General features: G+C 45.5%; 32 protein-coding genes. 3 read left to right on the top strand and 29 right to left on the bottom strand.

Annotated features, from left to right (window positions below):
- Positions 1-36 precede the first annotated feature (36 nt).
- The gene (locus IQR33_RS29735) at positions 37-516 is read left to right on the top strand and encodes a DUF2780 domain-containing protein (RefSeq protein ID WP_017820297.1); all 480 of its coding nucleotides are present in this window, start codon (positions 37-39) and stop codon (positions 514-516) included.
- A 135-nt stretch (positions 517-651) separates the two neighbouring features.
- Here IQR33_RS29735 and rplQ read toward each other — a convergent pair whose 3' ends face one another.
- From rplQ to rpmE, 29 genes are all read right to left on the bottom strand, one after another.
- Entirely contained in the window at positions 652-1,032 is a 381-nt protein-coding gene (gene rplQ / locus IQR33_RS29730) for a 50S ribosomal protein L17 (protein WP_005383141.1), read from the bottom strand.
- A 26-nt stretch (positions 1,033-1,058) separates the two neighbouring features.
- Positions 1,059-2,051 carry a DNA-directed RNA polymerase subunit alpha gene (locus IQR33_RS29725; RefSeq protein WP_005383143.1) on the bottom strand — a complete coding sequence of 331 codons (993 nt, stop codon included), beginning with the start codon at positions 2,049-2,051 and terminating at the stop codon, positions 1,059-1,061.
- Positions 2,052-2,075: 24 nt separating this feature from the next.
- Positions 2,076-2,696, bottom strand: a complete 621-nt coding sequence (gene rpsD / locus IQR33_RS29720; protein ID WP_005383146.1) for a 30S ribosomal protein S4 — start codon at positions 2,694-2,696, stop codon at positions 2,076-2,078.
- Between the two features lie 27 nt (positions 2,697-2,723).
- Entirely contained in the window at positions 2,724-3,113 is a 390-nt protein-coding gene (gene rpsK / locus IQR33_RS29715; RefSeq protein WP_001118870.1) for a 30S ribosomal protein S11, read from the bottom strand.
- 18 nt (positions 3,114-3,131) lie between these two features.
- A complete protein-coding gene (gene rpsM / locus IQR33_RS29710) occupies positions 3,132-3,488 on the bottom strand; it encodes a 30S ribosomal protein S13 (protein ID WP_005383154.1) in 357 nt (118 codons plus the stop codon).
- A gap of 149 nt (positions 3,489-3,637) precedes the next feature.
- Complete coding sequence (rpmJ, locus tag IQR33_RS29705) at positions 3,638-3,751, bottom strand: 50S ribosomal protein L36 (RefSeq protein ID WP_000868186.1); 114 nt, start codon at positions 3,749-3,751, stop codon at positions 3,638-3,640.
- 38 nt (positions 3,752-3,789) lie between these two features.
- Positions 3,790-5,124: a preprotein translocase subunit SecY gene (gene secY / locus IQR33_RS29700; protein ID WP_005379562.1), complete on the bottom strand. Its 1,335-nt coding sequence runs from the start codon at positions 5,122-5,124 to the stop codon at positions 3,790-3,792.
- 20 nt (positions 5,125-5,144) lie between these two features.
- On the bottom strand, positions 5,145-5,579 hold the full coding sequence (gene rplO, locus IQR33_RS29695) for a 50S ribosomal protein L15 (RefSeq protein ID WP_005383155.1): 435 nt from the start codon (positions 5,577-5,579) through the stop codon (positions 5,145-5,147).
- A 5-nt stretch (positions 5,580-5,584) separates the two neighbouring features.
- Entirely contained in the window at positions 5,585-5,761 is a 177-nt protein-coding gene (gene rpmD, locus IQR33_RS29690) for a 50S ribosomal protein L30 (RefSeq protein WP_005379565.1), read from the bottom strand.
- 7 nt (positions 5,762-5,768) lie between these two features.
- Entirely contained in the window at positions 5,769-6,272 is a 504-nt protein-coding gene (gene rpsE, locus IQR33_RS29685; RefSeq protein ID WP_004745894.1) for a 30S ribosomal protein S5, read from the bottom strand.
- Positions 6,273-6,286: 14 nt separating this feature from the next.
- Positions 6,287-6,640, bottom strand: a complete 354-nt coding sequence (gene rplR, locus IQR33_RS29680; protein WP_005379568.1) for a 50S ribosomal protein L18 — start codon at positions 6,638-6,640, stop codon at positions 6,287-6,289.
- A gap of 9 nt (positions 6,641-6,649) precedes the next feature.
- Positions 6,650-7,183 carry a 50S ribosomal protein L6 gene (gene rplF / locus IQR33_RS29675; RefSeq protein ID WP_005379570.1) on the bottom strand — a complete coding sequence of 178 codons (534 nt, stop codon included), beginning with the start codon at positions 7,181-7,183 and terminating at the stop codon, positions 6,650-6,652.
- A 13-nt stretch (positions 7,184-7,196) separates the two neighbouring features.
- Positions 7,197-7,589, bottom strand: a complete 393-nt coding sequence (rpsH, locus tag IQR33_RS29670) for a 30S ribosomal protein S8 (RefSeq protein ID WP_005379572.1) — start codon at positions 7,587-7,589, stop codon at positions 7,197-7,199.
- A 29-nt stretch (positions 7,590-7,618) separates the two neighbouring features.
- Entirely contained in the window at positions 7,619-7,924 is a 306-nt protein-coding gene (gene rpsN / locus IQR33_RS29665; protein WP_004410442.1) for a 30S ribosomal protein S14, read from the bottom strand.
- A gap of 17 nt (positions 7,925-7,941) precedes the next feature.
- The gene (rplE, locus tag IQR33_RS29660) at positions 7,942-8,481 is read right to left on the bottom strand and encodes a 50S ribosomal protein L5 (RefSeq protein WP_005379573.1); all 540 of its coding nucleotides are present in this window, start codon (positions 8,479-8,481) and stop codon (positions 7,942-7,944) included.
- A gap of 23 nt (positions 8,482-8,504) precedes the next feature.
- Positions 8,505-8,822, bottom strand: a complete 318-nt coding sequence (rplX, locus tag IQR33_RS29655; protein ID WP_005379574.1) for a 50S ribosomal protein L24 — start codon at positions 8,820-8,822, stop codon at positions 8,505-8,507.
- A 13-nt stretch (positions 8,823-8,835) separates the two neighbouring features.
- Entirely contained in the window at positions 8,836-9,207 is a 372-nt protein-coding gene (rplN, locus tag IQR33_RS29650) for a 50S ribosomal protein L14 (protein ID WP_004410450.1), read from the bottom strand.
- A 162-nt stretch (positions 9,208-9,369) separates the two neighbouring features.
- Positions 9,370-9,624, bottom strand: a complete 255-nt coding sequence (gene rpsQ / locus IQR33_RS29645) for a 30S ribosomal protein S17 (protein ID WP_005379575.1) — start codon at positions 9,622-9,624, stop codon at positions 9,370-9,372.
- A complete protein-coding gene (gene rpmC / locus IQR33_RS29640; RefSeq protein WP_005379576.1) occupies positions 9,624-9,815 on the bottom strand; it encodes a 50S ribosomal protein L29 in 192 nt (63 codons plus the stop codon). The genes rpsQ and rpmC overlap by 1 nt, the downstream gene beginning before the upstream one ends.
- Positions 9,815-10,225, bottom strand: a complete 411-nt coding sequence (gene rplP / locus IQR33_RS29635) for a 50S ribosomal protein L16 (RefSeq protein ID WP_005379577.1) — start codon at positions 10,223-10,225, stop codon at positions 9,815-9,817. The genes rpmC and rplP overlap by 1 nt, the downstream gene beginning before the upstream one ends.
- 11 nt (positions 10,226-10,236) lie before the next feature.
- Complete coding sequence (gene rpsC, locus IQR33_RS29630; RefSeq protein WP_005383161.1) at positions 10,237-10,935, bottom strand: 30S ribosomal protein S3; 699 nt, start codon at positions 10,933-10,935, stop codon at positions 10,237-10,239.
- An 18-nt stretch (positions 10,936-10,953) separates the two neighbouring features.
- Positions 10,954-11,286 (bottom strand): 50S ribosomal protein L22, encoded by a 333-nt coding sequence (gene rplV, locus IQR33_RS29625; protein WP_005383164.1) that lies wholly within the window; start codon positions 11,284-11,286, stop codon positions 10,954-10,956.
- A gap of 10 nt (positions 11,287-11,296) precedes the next feature.
- Positions 11,297-11,575, bottom strand: a complete 279-nt coding sequence (gene rpsS, locus IQR33_RS29620; RefSeq protein ID WP_004394525.1) for a 30S ribosomal protein S19 — start codon at positions 11,573-11,575, stop codon at positions 11,297-11,299.
- A 21-nt stretch (positions 11,576-11,596) separates the two neighbouring features.
- Positions 11,597-12,421 (bottom strand): 50S ribosomal protein L2, encoded by an 825-nt coding sequence (rplB, locus tag IQR33_RS29615; RefSeq protein ID WP_005383168.1) that lies wholly within the window; start codon positions 12,419-12,421, stop codon positions 11,597-11,599.
- Positions 12,422-12,436: 15 nt separating this feature from the next.
- On the bottom strand, positions 12,437-12,739 hold the full coding sequence (gene rplW, locus IQR33_RS29610; protein WP_004398471.1) for a 50S ribosomal protein L23: 303 nt from the start codon (positions 12,737-12,739) through the stop codon (positions 12,437-12,439).
- Positions 12,736-13,338, bottom strand: coding sequence for a 50S ribosomal protein L4 (rplD, locus tag IQR33_RS29605; RefSeq protein WP_005379556.1), 603 nt, complete (start codon positions 13,336-13,338; stop codon positions 12,736-12,738). Before rplD ends, rplW begins: the two co-directional genes overlap by 4 nt.
- Positions 13,339-13,355: 17 nt before the next feature.
- A complete protein-coding gene (rplC, locus tag IQR33_RS29600; protein ID WP_005379555.1) occupies positions 13,356-13,985 on the bottom strand; it encodes a 50S ribosomal protein L3 in 630 nt (209 codons plus the stop codon).
- Positions 13,986-13,999: 14 nt separating this feature from the next.
- Positions 14,000-14,311, bottom strand: coding sequence for a 30S ribosomal protein S10 (gene rpsJ, locus IQR33_RS29595; RefSeq protein WP_004410492.1), 312 nt, complete (start codon positions 14,309-14,311; stop codon positions 14,000-14,002).
- Between the two features lie 456 nt (positions 14,312-14,767).
- Positions 14,768-14,989: a 50S ribosomal protein L31 gene (gene rpmE, locus IQR33_RS29590; RefSeq protein ID WP_005379546.1), complete on the bottom strand. Its 222-nt coding sequence runs from the start codon at positions 14,987-14,989 to the stop codon at positions 14,768-14,770.
- A gap of 296 nt (positions 14,990-15,285) precedes the next feature.
- Between rpmE and priA the strand changes: the two genes are divergently transcribed.
- Both priA and IQR33_RS34870 read left to right on the top strand, forming a co-directional pair.
- Positions 15,286-17,490 carry a primosomal protein N' gene (gene priA, locus IQR33_RS29585; RefSeq protein WP_193844279.1) on the top strand — a complete coding sequence of 735 codons (2,205 nt, stop codon included), beginning with the start codon at positions 15,286-15,288 and terminating at the stop codon, positions 17,488-17,490.
- 323 nt (positions 17,491-17,813) lie between these two features.
- A partial coding sequence (locus tag IQR33_RS34870; protein WP_228014220.1) for a LacI family DNA-binding transcriptional regulator occupies positions 17,814-18,137 on the top strand: 324 nt, incomplete at its 3' end.

The raw sequence follows: 18,137 nt of genomic DNA, 5'->3' as shown, positions 1-18,137 counted from the left end.
ATCACTTTTAAAAAACGCTCAACCTTTGGAGGTACTATGCGTAAAACACTCCTAACTCTAGCACTCCTATCAATCAACATTGGTAGTGCGCACGCATTCTTAGATTCAGTCACTCAAAAAAGTAAAGAAAGTGGCCTGATGGACATGGTCGGCAGCAGCTTGAACACCGAGTCATCTCCATTAACAGACATGCTAACTAGCCAATTACCAGTATCCACTGAGCAAGCAGCCGGAGGCAGTGGTGCGCTACTCGCTTTGGCTCAAAGCCAGCTTTCGCAAGAAAATAGTAGTGAATTACAGTCTTTGATTCCTGGACTTTCAAACTTGCAAGGAGCACAAAGCTTACTAGGAAATATTGAGAATATCAGTGCAGTCAAAAGTGCATTCGATACGTTAGGTTTAGACCCATCTATGATCAGTCAGTTTGCTCCAGTCATCTTGGATTACTTGAACAAGCAAGGCGCTAGCGAAGGGCTTCTAAGTTCGTTGGGCGGGTTGTGGAATACTAGTAAATAAGCGTAAGTGATAATCACTTTTTAAATTGCCAGTCTGCATGGGTTGAAATAAATGCAGGCTGGATATAAAGGTTTACTGAATTACAGATACAAAAAAGCCGAGCTAATGCTCGGCTTTCTCGTTCTTACGAACTGATTACTCAGCAGCTTCTTCAGCAGCTGGGCGATCTACAAGCTCAATGTAAGCCATTGGAGCTTTATCACCAGCACGGAAGCCAGCTTTTAGGATACGAGTGTAACCGCCCTGACGAGCAGCAAAACGTGGACCTAGTTCGTTAAATAGTTTTGCAACTACTTCGTTGTCACGAGTACGTGCAAATGCTAGACGACGGTTAGCAACACTGTCAGTCTTAGCTAGTGTAATCAAAGGCTCAACTACGCGACGTAGCTCTTTTGCTTTTGGCAAAGTAGTCTTGATAACTTCATGACGTACTAGAGAGCTAGCCATGTTGCTGAACATCGCTTTGCGATGTGAGCTGTTGCGGTTGAGTTGACGACCACTCTTACGATGGCGCATGACCTAATCCTTCTAACTAGTATCGATTAATCTTCAGCGATTGATGCAGGTGGCCAGTTTTCTAGGCGCATGCCCAGAGACAGACCACGTGACGCAAGTACGTCTTTAATCTCAGTAAGAGATTTTTTACCAAGGTTAGGCGTTTTAAGTAGCTCAACCTCAGTACGTTGTACTAGATCACCGATGTAGTGAATCGCTTCTGCTTTCAAACAGTTAGCAGAGCGAACTGTTAGTTCAAGATCGTCTACAGGACGCAGTAGGATCGGATCGAATTCTGGCTTCTCTTCCTTCTCCTCAGGAACTCGTACATCACGAAGATCTACGAATGCATCCAATTGTTCAGCTAGGATTGTAGCTGCACGACGGATTGCTTCCTCAGGTTCTAGAGTACCGTTTGTTTCCATATCGATAACAAGCTTGTCTAGATCAGTACGCTGTTCTACACGAGCTGCTTCTACAGCGTAGGCAATTTTGTCTACTGGGCTGTAAGTAGCATCTACTAGTAGGCGACCGATAGGACGCTCGTCTTCTTCGTTATGGATACGCGCAGAAGCTGGAACATAACCACGACCACGTTCAACTTTGATACGCATTGCGATCTCAGCGTTGTCATCCGTCAGGTGACAAATTACGTGTTCAGGGTTAGCGATCTCTACATCACCATCATGGGTGATGTCACCTGCAACCACAGGGCCCGAGCCTGATTTGTTCAAAGTAATGAACACTTCATCTTTGCCTTCGGCAACGCGCACAGCCAAACCTTTAAGGTTTAGAAGAATTTCAAGAATATCTTCTTGAACGCCTTCTTTCGTGCTGTACTCATGAAGTACGCCTTCAATTTCTACTTCTGTTACAGCACAACCTGGCATAGAAGATAGAAGGATGCGGCGAAGTGCATTACCCAGAGTATGACCAAAGCCACGCTCTAATGGCTCAAGAGTTACTTTTGCGTGAGTCGAGCTGATTTGTTCGATGTCAACTAGACGTGGCTTAAGAAATTCTGTTACAGAACCCTGCATTGTGTCCTCTCTTTAGTTTAAACCTTACTTAGAGTAAAGCTCGACGATCAATTGTTCGTTGATGTCAGCTGATAGATCAGAACGCTCAGGCATACGCTTGAATGTACCTTCCATCTTGCCACCATCTACTTCAATCCAAGTTGGTTTTTCACGTTGTTCAGCAACTTCTAGAGCTGCTTTGATACGAGCTTGCTGTTTAGCTTTCTCGCGAATAGAAACAACGTCATTAGCCGCTACTTTGAAAGAAGGAACGTTTACAACTTTACCGTTTACTAGGATAGCTTTGTGGCTAACTAGCTGACGTGCTTCTGCGCGAGTTGCGCCAAAGCCCATGCGGTAAACTACGTTATCAAGACGACCTTCAAGAAGCTGAAGTAGGTTTTCACCAGTGTTGCCTTTTAGGCGAGCAGCTTCTTTGTAGTAGTTACGGAATTGTTTTTCTAGAACGCCGTACATACGACGTACTTTTTGCTTCTCACGAAGCTGAACGCCATACTCAGATAGACGACCGCGACGAGCGCCGTGTACACCTGGTGCGTTATCAATTTTACACTTGGTATCGATCGCGCGAACACCAGACTTAAGGAATAAGTCAGTGCCTTCACGACGGCTAAGCTTCAGCTTAGGACCCAAATATCTTGCCATGATTCTTCTCCAATTGTCCTAGAAACGTTATACGCGACGTTTCTTAGGTGGACGACAACCGTTATGAGGGATTGGTGTAGCATCAACGATGTTTGTGATGCGGAAACCAGCGGCGTTTAGTGCACGAACAGTAGATTCGCGACCTGGACCAGGACCCTTAACCATAACTTCCAAGTTCTTTAGGCCGTATTCTTTAGCCATTTCAGCACAACGCTCAGCAGCAACCTGTGCAGCGAACGGAGTAGACTTACGAGAACCACGGAAACCAGAACCACCTGCAGTAGCCCATGCAAGAGCGTTACCTTGACGGTCAGTAATGGTTACGATTGTGTTATTGAAAGAAGCATGGATGTGCGCAACGCCATCTGCAACTTGCTTGCGTACGCGCTTACGAGCGCGAGTTGGTTGTTTAGCCATTGTACTCTACCTTCCCGATTATTTCTTGATCGGCTTACGCGGACCCTTACGGGTGCGAGCGTTGGTTTTAGTACGCTGTCCACGTAGTGGTAGACTGCGACGATGACGAAGACCACGGTAACAGCCAAGGTCCATAAGACGCTTGATGTTCATAGATACTTCACGACGTAGATCACCTTCTACAGTGTACTTAGCTACACCATCACGCAGTTGATCGATCTGCTCTTCAGTTAGTTCACTGATCTTAACATTTTCAGCAATACCCACTTCAGCTAGGATAGCTTGAGAGCGAGTTTTACCGATGCCGTAGATCGCTGTTAGAGCGATTACTGCATGTTTCTGATCAGGAATGTTAATGCCTGCTATACGGGCCATTATTCACTCCTAAGTGTTTCTATAAAAGAATTAGCCGCAGCAAAGCCCGTTATGGATACGCTGCGGAATACTACTTCTTTTGCACGCAAAAGGTAGGCCGAGGAATATACTCGACCCAACCTTCATTTTCAAGTAAAAATTTCTGCTAATTAGCCTTGGCGCTGTTTGTGCTTTGGCTCACTGCAAATCACGCGAACGACACCGTTACGCTTGATTACTTTACAGTTACGGCAGATTTTTTTAACGGAAGCACGAACTTTCATTGCTAAACTCCGTAAATGAAACTGAGTCTACCGCCGGATTAACGGCCGTAGCCTTTCAGATTCGCTTTCTTCAACACAGAATCATACTGTTGAGACATCAGATGAGTCTGTACCTGTGCCATAAAGTCCATAATTACAACAACTACGATTAGTAGCGATGTACCGCCGAAGTAGAAACGTACGTTCCACGCGACCATCATGAACTCGGGAATCAGACAGATAAAGGTAATGTACAGTGCACCAGCAAGGGTTAAACGTGTCATTACTTTATCAATGTATTTCGCTGTCTGCTCACCTGGGCGGATACCGGGTACGAATGCACCAGACTTCTTCAAGTTATCTGCTGTTTCACGCGGGTTGAAAACCAACGCCGTGTAGAAGAAACAGAAGAAGATAATTGCTGCTGCATAAAGCATTACATACAACGGTTGACCTGGGCTAAGAGCCAAAGACACGTCAGTTAACCAACCGAACGCGCTGCTCTCACCGTTTTGACCAAACCACTGAGCCAATGTTCCTGGGAACAAGATAATACTTGATGCAAAAATCGCTGGAATTACACCTGCCATGTTAATTTTAAGAGGCAAATGCGAGCTTTGCGCAGCAAATACTTTACGACCTTGTTGACGTTTCGCATAGTTAACGACGATTCGGCGTTGACCACGTTCCATGAAAACAACGAAGTAAATTACTGCAAAAGCTAATACCGCGATTAGCAACAGAAGAAGTACATGCAATTCACCTTGACGCGCTTGCTCGATTGTTTGACCGATTGCAGAAGGCAATCCAGCAACAATACCTGCAAAAATCAGTATCGAAATACCGTTACCAATTCCGCGCTCTGTAATTTGTTCACCTAACCACATCAAGAACATGGTACCGGTTACTAAACTTACGGTAGCAATTAGCGTAAACATGGTTTGGTTGATAACAACCAGATTGTCGACCATGTTTGGTAGGCCAGTTGCAATACCTATAGCTTGGAAGGTTGCAAGTACAAGCGTGCCGTAGCGTGTGTATTGGCTTATCTTACGACGGCCTGCTTCACCCTCTTTTTTGAGTTCAGCTAACGCTGGATGAACTACAGTTAGCAATTGGACAACAATAGATGCCGAAATATACGGCATGATGCCCAATGCTAATATAGATGCACGCTCAAGAGCACCACCGGAGAACATGTTAAACATTTCAACGATGGTACCTTTTTGCTGTTCGAACAAATCGGCAAGTACAGCAGCGTCAATACCAGGAATCGGCACAAAAGAGCCGGCTCGGAATACTAAAAGTGCACCAATTACGAATAACAAGCGCGACTTTAGTTCACTTAAGCCGCTCTGAGCACTACGAAAATCTTGTCCTGGTTTCTTAGCCATCTGTACCTCGTTCCTCGAGATTATTCCTCGATTTTACCGCCTGCAGCTTCGATTGCAGCTTTAGCGCCTTTAGTCACACGTAGACCTTTAACAGTCACTGCTTTGTTGATTTCACCAGAAAGAACAACTTTTACAAATTCGATGTTCTTAGTGATGATGTTAGCAGCTTTAAGACTGTTTAGATCAACTACGTCACCAGAAACTTTCGCTAGCTCAGCTAGACGAACTTCAGCAGACACTAGGCTCTTACGAGAAGTGAAACCGAATTTTGGTAGACGTTGTTTCAGAGGCATCTGACCGCCTTCGAAACCTGGACGAACACTGCCGCCAGAACGTGATTTTTGACCTTTGTGACCACGGCCACCAGTTTTACCTAGGCCTGAACCGATACCACGACCTACTCGCTTCGCAGAAGTTTTCGCGCCAGCAGCCGGTGCTAGAGTATTCAAACGCATTCTGATTACTCCTCAACTTTAACCATGTAGTAAACCTTGTTGATCATACCGCGAATACACGGAGTATCTTCAAGTTCTACTGTGTGGTTGATTTTACGAAGACCTAGACCGCGCAAAGTAGCTTTGTGCTTTGGCAGACGACCAATTGAGCTTTTAGTTTGAGTTACTTTAATAGTTGCCATGGTGTTCTTACTCCGAAATAGATTCAACAGTTAGACCACGTTTAGCAGCAACCATTTCTGGTGACTTCATGCTACCTAGTGCATCGATCGTTGCACGAACGATGTTGATAGGGTTCGTAGAACCGTACGCTTTAGATAGTACGTTGTGTACACCAGCAACTTCCAGTACTGCACGCATCGCACCACCTGCGATAACACCAGTACCTTCTGCAGCAGGCTGCATGTAAACTTTAGAGCCCGAATGGCGACCTTTCACTGGGTGGTGAAGAGTGCCTTCGTTTAGAGCGATCGTAGTCATGTTACGACGCGCTTTTTCCATTGCTTTTTGAATCGCTGCAGGTACTTCACGAGCTTTGCCGTAACCGAAACCTACACGACCGTTACCGTCACCAACTACTGTTAGTGCAGTGAAGCTCATGATTCGACCACCTTTAACCGTTTTAGAAACACGGTTAACTGCGATTAGCTTTTCTTGCAAATCATTCGCTTGAACTTGTTGTTCTTTAGCCATCTTCCAACCCTACCTTAGAATTTCAGACCAGCTTCGCGAGCAGATTCTGCTAGCGCCGCTACTCGACCGTGGTATTGGAAACCAGAACGATCAAATGCAACTGCAGTTACGCCCTTCTCTAGAGCGCGCTCAGCAATAGCTTTACCCACTGCTTTAGCTGCATCAACGTTACCAGTGTATTTCACTTGCTCACGGATCGCTTTTTCTACAGTAGAAGCTGCTGCGATAACCTCAGAGCCGTTAGCCGCGATAACCTGTGCGTACACGTGACGAGGAGTACGGTGTACAACTAGGCGAGTCGCACCCAGTTCTGCAATCTTACGACGTGCACGTGTAGCACGACGGATGCGAGATGCTTTCTTATCCATAGTGTTACCTTACTTCTTCTTAGCTTCTTTAGTACGCACATTTTCATCTGCGTAACGAACACCTTTGCCTTTGTATGGCTCAGGCTCACGGTAAGAACGAATGTCAGCCGCAACTTGACCAACTAGTTGCTTGTCAGCACCAGTGATCACGATTTCAGTTTGGCTTGGACATTCAGCTTTAATACCCGCTGGCAACTCGTGCTCAACTGGGTGTGAGAAGCCTAATGTTAGACCTACAGCGTTGCCTTTGATAGCAGCACGGTAACCTACACCTTTAAGAGTTAGCTTCTTAGTAAAGCCTTCAGTAACACCAACAACCATGTTGTTAACTAGAGCGCGAGCAGTACCTGCTTGAGCCCATGCGTTAGCAACACCTTCTTTAGGACCGAAAGTCAGGTTATTTTCTTCCTGAGCGATTACAACTGCGTTGTTAAGAACGCGAGTTAGTTCGCCTTTCGCACCTTTTACAGTGATTTCTTGGCCGTTTAGTTTCACCTCTACGCCAGCTGGAATAGCGACAGGTGCTTTTGCAACACGAGACATAGTCTACTCCTTATTAAGCTACGTAAGCGATGATTTCACCACCAAGACCTGCTTTACGTGCAGCGCGGTCTGACATAAGACCCTTGGAAGTAGAAACGATAGCAATACCAAGACCACCCATTACAGAAGGAAGTTCATCTTTCTTCTTGTAAACACGTAGACCTGGACGAGAAACACGTTTAAGTTGCTCGATTACTGGTTTAGCTTGGAAGTACTTAAGTGTAACTTCTAGCTCAGGTTTTGCTTCGCCTTCAACAGCGAAGTCAACGATGTAACCTTCAGCTTTTAGTAGTGCAGCAATTGCAACTTTAAGCTTTGAAGAAGGCATTTTTACAGCAACTTTGTTTGCTGCCTGACCGTTACGAACGCGGGTCAGCATATCCGAAATCGGATCTTGCATGCTCATATGATTTACTCCAAATGATTAAGTGGCAATTACCAGCTAGCCTTACGAAGACCCGGAATCTCGCCTTTCATGCAAGCTTCACGAACCTTAATACGGCTTAGACCGAACTTACGTAGGTAACCGTGTGGACGACCAGTTTGGTTGCAACGGTTGCGCTGACGTGATGCACTTGAATCACGTGGAAGAGATTGCAGTGTAAGAACCGCGTTCCAACGATCTTCTTCAGATGCGTTTACATCGCTGATGATAGCTTTTAGCGCTGCACGCTTTTCAGCGAACTTAGCTACTAGCTTCGCACGTTTTGCTTCACGTGCTTTCATTGAATTTTTAGCCATAACAGTAACCCTTCACCTTACTTACGGAATGGGAAGTTAAAGGCAGCCAGCAGAGCACGGCCTTCCTCATCAGTACCAGCAGACGTCGTAATAGTGATGTCTAGACCGCGTACTCGATCAACTTTATCAAAGTCGATTTCCGGGAAGATGATTTGCTCGCGAACGCCCATGCTGTAGTTACCGCGACCGTCAAAAGACTTAGCGCTAACACCACGGAAGTCACGTACACGTGGAAGAGCGATGTTAATTAAACGCTCAAGAAAATCCCACATACGTTCGCCACGCAAGGTTACTTTACAACCGATAGGGTAGCCTTCACGGATTTTGAAACCTGCAACAGATTTGCGCGCTTTTGTGATAAGTGGCTTTTGACCAGAGATCGTTGCCATATCAGACGCTGCATTTTCTAGCAGTTTCTTATCGTTGATTGCTTCACCAACACCCATGTTTAGGGTGATTTTCTCGATTCTAGGGACTTGCATGACGCTTGTGTAACCGAACTGTTTGGTCAGTTCAGCGACTACAGACGACTTGTAGTAATCATGCAGTTTCGCCATAGTAGAACTCCAAATTACTTCTATTAGTTAGAAACGGTTTCGCCGTTAGACTTGAAGAAACGAACTTTTTTGCCGTCTTCAAAACGGAAACCGATACGGTCAGCTTTACCAGTAGCTGCGTTAAAGATAGCCACGTTAGAAACGTCGATAGCTGCTTCTTGCTCTACGATACCGCCTTGGATACCCATAGCTGGAACAGGTTTCTGATGTTTCTTAACTAGGTTGATACCTTCAACGATAACTTTACCAGTTGCTAGAACCTTAGTTACTTTACCTTTCTTGCCTTTGTCTTTACCAGCAAGAACGATTACTTCGTCATTACGACGGATTTTAGCTGCCATTTCTACGTGCTCCTTACAGAACTTCTGGAGCCAGTGAAACGATCTTCATGAACTTATCGCCACGAAGTTCGCGTGTCACAGGACCAAAGATACGTGTACCGATTGGTTGCTCAGTATTGTCGTTTAGCAATACGCAAGCATTTCGGTCGAAGCGAATGACAGAACCGTCAGGACGACGTACGCCTTTACGGGTGCGCACTACCACCGCCTTCAGAACATCACCTTTTTTAACTTTACCGCGAGGGATTGCTTCCTTCACAGTAACTTTGATGACGTCACCGATATGTGCATAACGGCGGTGAGAGCCACCCAGAACCTTAATACACATTACGCTGCGTGCGCCTGAGTTATCAGCTGCGTCCAGCATACTTTGCATTTGGATCATGTTAGTGCTCCGCTAAATATTAATAACTAGACCCATCACGGGTCGGGCTGCCTCTTTAAAAGGGACGCGAATTGTACCACCCTTTTTTGTGATTGGGTAGTCAAAAAATAAACGGCTCCAAAAATATTTTGGAGCCGCTTTAGTTTCATAGAATTAACGAGATTAAATCTTCGCCTTTTCTAGAACTTTTACCAAAGTCCAAGACTTAGTCTTAGACAGTGGACGACACTCTGCGATTTCAACTGTGTCGCCTAGGCCACACTCGTTGTTCTCGTCATGTGCGTGTACTTTAGTCGTACGTTTTACGTATTTACCGTAGATTGGGTGTTTTACGAAACGTTCGATAGCAACAGTGATAGACTTGTCCATCTTGTCGCTAACAACACGACCTTGTTGAGTACGTTTTACTTCGCTCATTATGCGCCTGCCTTCTCAGTCAAAACAGTTTTCACACGTGCGATATCACGGCGTACAGCTTTCAGAGTATGAGTTTGCTGTAGTTGACCAGTCGCAGCTTGCATGCGCAAGTTGAACTGTTCGCGTAGCAAATTCATTAGCTCAGCGTTAAGCTCTTCAACGCTTTTCTCGCGTAGATCTTGTGCTTTCATCACATCACCTGCTTAGTTACAAATGTAGTTTTGAAAGGCAGTTTACGTGCCGCAAGACGGAACGCTTCACGTGCCAATTCTTCAGGTACACCACCCATTTCGTACATAACCTTACCAGGTTGGATTTGGGCTACCCAGTACTCAACGTTACCTTTACCCTTACCTTGACGAACTTCAAGTGGTTTTTCTGTGATTGGTTTGTCTGGGAACACACGGATCCAGATTTTACCTTGACGCTTAACGTGACGTGTCATTGCACGACGTGCCGCTTCGATTTGACGAGCAGTTAGACGACCACGGCCAACAGCTTTAAGACCGAATTCGCCGAAGCTTACATCAGTACCTTTAGCTAGACCACGGTTACGACCAGTCTGAACCTTACGGAACTTAGTACGTTTAGGTTGTAGCATCTGTCGACTCCTTACTTACGGCCTTTACGCTGCTTCTTAGGCTTGTCGCCTTTAGGCTCTACAGCGTTAGCTGCTGGCATACCACCTAGGATTTCACCTTTGAAGATCCAAGTTTTAATGCCGATCACACCGTATTGAGTGTGAGCCGAAGAAGTTGCGTAATCAATGTCAGCACGTAGAGTGTGTAGAGGCACACGGCCTTCACGGTACCACTCTGAACGTGCGATTTCAGCGCCGCCTAGACGACCGCTTACTTCCACTTTGATACCTTTAGCGCCTAGGCGCATTGCGTTCTGTACTGCGCGCTTCATAGCACGACGGAACATAACACGACGCTCTAGCTGAGACGCGATGCTGTCACCAACAAGTTGCGCATCTAGTTCAGGCTTACGTACTTCAGCGATGTTAATTTGCGCTGGTACACCTGCAATTTTAGCTACAGCTGCGCGTAGCTTCTCAACGTCTTCACCTTTCTTACCGATAACAACGCCTGGACGAGCAGTGTGAATAGTCACACGGATGCTCTTAGCAGGACGCTCGATAACGATACGTGATAGAGACGCTTTTTTCAGTTCACTTGTAAGGAACTGACGTACCTTGAAGTCGCCGTCTAGGTTGTCAGCGAAATCTTTGGTGTTAGCAAACCATGTAGCATTCCAAGGCTTAACGATGCCTAGACGAATACCATTTGGATGTACTTTTTGACCCATTGCTTACTCTCCTAGTCTCTAGCGATCTGCTACAACAACAGTGATGTGGCTTGAACGCTTCAAGATACGATCCGCACGACCTTTAGCACGAGGCATAATACGCTTCATGGTTGGGCCTTCATCTACAAAGATTTTTGCGACATTCAGATCGTCAATATCTGCACCTTCGTTGTGCTCCGCGTTAGCGATAGCAGACTCTAGAACTTTCTTAACTAGTGCAGCAGCTTTTTTGTTGCTGAACGTTAGGATTTCTAGAGCTTGGTCAACAGATTTACCACGGATTAGATCCGCAACTAAGCGAGCTTTCTGAGGCGAAATGCGAGCAAAGTTATGTTTAGCAATTGCTTCCATTATCTACTCCTTAGCGCTTCTTAGCTTTCTTATCCGCAGCGTGACCGCGGTAAGTACGTGTTGGTGCGAATTCACCCAGTTTGTGACCGATCATTTCATCAGTTACAAATACTGGTACGTGCTGACGACCATTATGGACAGCGATGGTCAAACCGATCATCGTAGGGATGATCATTGAACGACGGGACCAAGTCTTAATAGGCTTTTTGTCTCCGCTTTCCACCGCTTTCTCTACCTTCTTCAGCAAGTGTAGGTCAATAAAAGGACCTTTCTTGAGAGAACGTGGCATGGCGATTCCTCTTTATATAGATTACTTGTTACGACGACGTACGATGTACTTGTCAGTGCGTTTGTTCTTACGAGTCTTGAAGCCTTTAGTAGGCATACCCCAAGGAGATACTGGGTGACGACCACCAGAAGTACGACCTTCACCACCACCATGTGGGTGGTCAATCGGGTTCATTACAACACCACGAACCGTTGGACGGATACCGCGATGACGTGATGCACCTGCTTTACCAAGTTCACGTAGCATGTGCTCAGAGTTACCAACTTCACCGATTGTTGCACGGCCTTCAGAAAGAACTTTGCGCATCTCGCCAGAACGTAGACGGATAGTTACGTACGCACCGTCGCGAGCAACGATTTGAGCGTAAGCACCAGCCGAACGAGCTAGCTGACCACCTTTACCAGGCTTAAGTTCAACGTTATGTACTGTTGAACCTACTGGGATATTACGCATTGGTAGAGTGTTACCAGCTTTGATTGGTGCATCAACACCAGACTGAATAACATCACCAGCTACAACACCTTTAGGTGCTAGGATGTAGCGACGCTCACCGTCTTTGTAAAGAACTAGAGCAATGTTTGCGCTACGGTTTGGATCGTATTCAAGACGCTCAACTGTCGCTGGAATACCATCTTTAGTACGTTTGAAGTCAACTACACGGTAGTGATGCTTGTGACCACCGCCGATGTGACGTACTGTGATACGACCCTTGTTGTTACGACCACCGTTCTTAGAGTTTTTCTCTAGAAGAGGTGCGTATGGCTTGCCCTTGTGTAGGTCAGCGTTAACAACTTTAACAACGTGACGACGACCAGGGGAAGTCGGCTTACATTTAACAATAGCCATTTTTAACTACTCCTGTTATTCCGCGCCGCCAACGAAGTCAAGATCTTGACCTTCTTTCAAAGTAACGTACGCTTTCTTAACGTCGCTGCGGCGACCTTGGCGTAGACCTTGACGTTTGGTTTTACCCTTAGTGATAAGAGTATTTACAGACTTAACTTCAACTTCAAATAGCTTTTCTACAGCTGCTTTGATCTCTTTTTTAGTCGCATCTTTAGCTACTTTGAAAACGATAGTGTTCGCTTTCTCAGCTGCCATAGTTGCTTTTTCAGAGATGTGCGGTGCACGTAGAACTTTTAGGATACGCTCTTCAGTGATCATGCTAGCATTTCCTCTACTTGCTTAACTGCTTCTGCAGTCATTACAACTTTGTCAAACGCGATTAGAGATACTGGATCGATACCAGCAACATCACGTGCGTCAACTTTGTATAGGTTACGAGCAGCTAGGAATAGATTCTCATCTACTTCGCTAGTCACGATTAGAGCGTCAGTTAGCTCAAGCTCTTTAAGCTTAGCAACTAGCTCTTTAGTCTTTGGTGCTTCAACTGAGAAGTTATCAACAACGATTAGACGCTCTTGACGAACAAGCTCAGAAAGAATGCTCTTCATAGCACCACGGTACATTTTTTTGTTTACTTTTTGGCTGTGATCTTGTGGTTTCGCAGCAAAAGTAACACCACCTGTACGCCAGATTGGGCTACGGATTGTACCAGCACGCGCACGGCCAGTACCTTTTTGACGCCATGGCTTAGCGCCACCGCCAGAAACTTCTGAACGTGTTTTTTGAGCACGAGTACCTTGACGAGCACCTGCTGCGTACGCAACAACTACTTGGTGTACAAGAGCTTCGTTAAACTCACGTCCGAAAGTAGTTTCGGAAACAGTTAGTGCATCGGCACCTTTAACCATTAGTTCCATTACTTACTCCTGAGACGTTATGCTTTAACAGCTGGTTTAACGATCACGTTGCCGCCAGTTGCGCCTGGGACTGCACCTTTAATAAGAAGCAGGTTGCGCTCAGCGTCAACACGTACGATCTCTAGGTTTTGAGTCGTTACACGCTCAGCACCCATGTGACCTGCCATTTTCTTGCCTTTAAATACGCGACCTGGAGTCTGACATTGACCGATAGAACCAGGAGCACGGTGAGACAATGAGTTACCGTGAGTCATATCTTGAGTACGGAAGTTCCAACGCTTAACAGCGCCTTGGAAACCTTTACCCTTAGATGTACCAGTAACGTCTACTTTCTTAGTTTCGTTGAATAGTTCAACAGTTAGTTCTGAACCAACTTCGAACTCTTCGCCGTTTTCTAAACGGAATTCCCAAAGACCGCGACCAGCTTCAACGCCAGCTTTAGCAAAGTGACCTGCTTCAGCTTTGTTTACACGGTTAGCTTTCTTAGAACCAGCTGTAACCTGGATTGCTGCGTAGCCGTCAGTTTCAAGAGTTTTCACTTGAGAAACACGGTTAGCTTCAACCTCAACAACTGTTACTGGGATAGAAACGCCTTCTTCAGTAAATACGCGGGTCATGCCCACTTTACGACCGATTAGACCAATCATACTTCTAATCTCCCTTAACCTAGGCTAATTTGAACGTCAACGCCCGCAGCAAGGTCTAGACGCATTAGAGCATCAACAGTCTTGTCTGTTGGCTCAACGATGTCGATTAGACGCTTGTGAGTACGGATTTCGTACTGGTCACGTGCTTTCTTGTTAACGTGTGGAGAGATAAGAACTGTGAAACGCTCTTTACGAGTTGGCAGTGGGATTGGACCACGAACCTGTGCGCCAGTGCGCTTAGCTGTTTCAACGATTTCCGCTGTAGAAGCATCGATTAGTTTGTAATCGAAAGCTTTTAGGCGGATACGGATACGTTGGTTCTGCATGAGACAGAGCTCCAAATTTAATAAATTACACAAACAATATCGCCACTCAAACTCGTCAAGACGAGAGAATGCCGATTGATTTATGTGAAACCGTAGCATCCAAGATTAGGACGCATTGTCAGTTAATTTTCGATTAACTATCCCTATATGCCAAAGTCACCTTTGAGGATAGTTTTTCCGAAGAAAAGATAGCTAATTGTATTAACCGCGAACATAAGCTGAGTATACATTACCTCGAAAATCCTTAGATTTGCTCGCTCCTCACTGCTCATTGGTTCACAACTGGCTTAACCAGTGCGCTGCATTATACAGATCACACTTTAGGTTGCAAGCGCTGAGTGAAAAATAATCGGGAATATTCCAAACCCCATACATTCCTCTTCGCTTGGTAGCCATTAAAACAAAAAGGACGCCGAAGCGTCCTTTTCTAAACTGTAATCGTAATAGCGGCTGCTATTATTTCTTACCGCTTGATAGTGCACCGAAACGCTTGTTGAAGCGATCAACACGGCCGCCTGTATCAACGATACGTTGCTTACCAGTGTAGAATGGGTGACACTTGTCACATACGTCTAGGTGGATAGACTCTTTACCTAGAGTAGAGTTGAACTCAAAAGAGTTGCCGCAAGAACAAGTAGCTTTTACTGCTTTGTATTCTGGGTGGATACCAGCTTTCATGGGATAACCTCAATAGTAGGCCGTGTCGCTATACGAATCTAAGCCGCACACCACACGCAATTAATAATAAAATGGGATACCGCATCAACTAATTGCCGAAGCCATATCTCAAGGCGCGATATAGTAAAGAATCACATTGCTCGGATCAACACATTTGGCAACTTTTTCGCCACTTTTTTAGCCAGACTAATCATAGAGGCACGATTCACGCTGAATCGCATTGCTTTACTCGAATTTCCAAACCGATTTTAATAGACTCTCATTTCCTTTCCCTCTTTTTTAATAGCTAAGAATTTATGCGTCCAACCATTGCTAGAGTGGCATTACCCGTTCCGCTCGACAAACAATTTGATTACGCCATTCCGGGGCACCTGTTTCCGATCATTGGTGGACGTGTTTCCGTACCTTTTGGACGCCAAACCTTAGTCGGCATCGTCACCGCAATGGTGAACCACTCCGACTTTCCCAAAGATCAACTCAAGCCAATCAAAGCAGTTCTTGATTCTCAGCCGATATGGTCTGAAAAGCTTTATTCGTTGCTGACTTGGTGCAGCCAGTTCTATCAGTACCCTCTAGGTGACACTCTACACAATGCAATGCCTGCCGCGCTGAGGAAAGGCAAAGCGGCCGAGTTTGCGACGCTACAAGAGTGGCAAATTACCGAATCCGGTAAAGACAAGCTGATGCAAGGGCTTGATCGTCGAGCGGTCAAACAACAGAAGGTCTTGCAAATGTTGGTTAACGGCGCTTTGCCTCACCAGGAATTTGTCGACCAAGAGATAGCCTCAACAGTACTAAAGTCTTTAGAAGAGAAAGGCTGGATTGAACGTATCGAGAAGAAGCCTGCAATCACCCAGTGGGGACAGCACGTTGAATGCGACGTCGAGAAGCCTAAGCTCAACCACGAACAAGCGCTGGCTATTGCGAGTGTAAATAGCCAAACAGGTTTTGCTTGCTATTTATTAGAGGGAGTAACTGGCTCTGGTAAAACAGAAGTTTACTTAAACCTTATCAAACCAGTTTTAGAGCAAGGGAAACAAGCATTAGTTTTAGTACCAGAGATTGGCTTAACACCACAAACCATCAACCGCTTTAAACGCCGTTTTAATGTGCCAGTTGACGTCATCCACTCCGGGTTAAACGAGACGGAGCGTCTGAATGCGTGGCTTTCTGCACGCGACAAAGCGGCCGGAATCATTATCGGCACACGCTCTGCCCTACTCGCGCCTTTTGCTGATCTCGGGATTATCATTGTGGACGAGGAACATGACACCTCTTACAAACAGCAAGATAGCTTGCGTTATCATGCACGCGATGTTGCTGTAATGCGCGCTCATAAAGAACAAGTTCCGATTGTTCTGGGCTCAGCCACACCTGCACTGGAGACATTGCACAATGCCTTGTCAGGCAAATATCACCATTTAACACTAACCCAACGAGCTGGCTCTGCCGTGCCAACCACTAATAAAGTGTTAGATGTAAAAGGTCAGTATTTAGAAAGTGGCTTATCTGCCCAACTGATTGCCAAGATGCGCAAGCATTTAAAAGCGGGCAATCAAGTAATGTTGTTTCTTAACCGTCGAGGCTTTTCGCCCGCTTTGATGTGCCATGAATGCGGTTGGATTGCAGAATGTAAACGCTGTGATGCGTACTATACGTTCCACCATTACAGCAACGAAATACGCTGCCATCACTGCGGCTCACAACAACCGGTAATTCATCAATGTCAGGGGTGTGGTTCAACTCAATTGGTTACCGTCGGCGTAGGAACGGAACAACTCGAACAACAATTGGCTCAGTTATTTCCAGAATACAAAGCCATTCGCATCGACAGAGACAGCACACGTCGCAAAGGTAGTTTGGAAGATGCCCTTGAATCGATTCGTAAAGGTGAACATCAAATTCTGATTGGCACCCAAATGCTGGCTAAGGGGCACCATTTTCCAAATGTAACGCTCGTTGCTCTTTTGGATGTTGATGGCTCTCTCTATAGTAGTGACTTCCGCGCTTCCGAGCGACTAGCGCAGTTGTTTATTCAAGTCGCAGGTCGTGCCGGCCGCGCAAGTAAACCTGGCGAGGTTATCCTACAAACCCACCATCCTGAGCACAGCTTGCTGCAGGCCCTGCTTCAAAAAGACTATCGCCACTTTGCTATGACTGCTCTGGAAGAACGCAAATTGGCTCAGCTTCCGCCTTATAGTTTCTTGACTCTGTTTAAAGCAGAGGCGAACCAAAGTGAGGTAGTTGAAGACTTCCTGCGTCAGGTCCGCTTTACGTTAGAGTCACACCCTCTGTTCGATGATTCCTGCATGGTGTTAGGCCCTACTCCTTCACCTTTGGCCAAGCGGGCTGGTAAATACCGTTGGCAACTATTACTGCAAACTCAGCATCGTTCATTGATGCAAAAGTTATTAACCAGTGCCAAACCTGCTATTGAGTTGTTGCCAAATGCTAAGAAAGTACGCTGGAATTTAGACATAGAACCACAAGATCTCAGCTAGCAAACGTTTAACTATGTAATGAATTACCATTTAATGTGACCAGAATCACACCAAGATTACAATTTTTGTTAAACAGACCGTAACTTTCACTTTAGAAATGAATAGACTATCCAAATTAGAAAAGTCTAAAGTGACTTGTTTGCACAGGCTTAGATTAAAACAATGACTATTCCCACAAATTGATATCGCGGTGAAGAATCCATTTTCCCACTCGTTAACACGAACTGAGCGAAGAGCAAATACAGCTCTAACTCGGTTTGATTACTCTGATTTCAAACCGGAATAACGTCATCTTGGCAAAAATAAATGAGAGGTTAAAAACTATGGCGACAATGAAGGATGTTGCCCAGCTTGCGGGAGTGTCTACGGCTACGGTATCTCGAGCCTTAATGAATCCAGAGAAAGTCTCTTCTTCTACAAGAAAGAGAGTAGAAGATGCCGTACTTGAAGCGGGTTATTCTCCAAACTCATTAGCGCGTAACTTACGTAGAAACGAATCAAAAACCATTGTTACTATCGTTCCCGACATCTGTGATCCTTATTTTTCTGAAATTATTCGCGGTATTGAAGATGCAGCCATGGAACATGGCTATCTAGTCCTGTTGGGTGATAGCGGACAACAGAAGAAACGCGAAAGCTCTTTCGTT

This window comes from Vibrio sp. OPT46, assembly GCF_015163535.1.
In the GTDB taxonomy this organism is placed as follows: domain Bacteria; phylum Pseudomonadota; class Gammaproteobacteria; order Enterobacterales; family Vibrionaceae; genus Vibrio; species Vibrio alginolyticus.
This window is presented reverse-complemented; position numbering and strand designations above follow the sequence as displayed.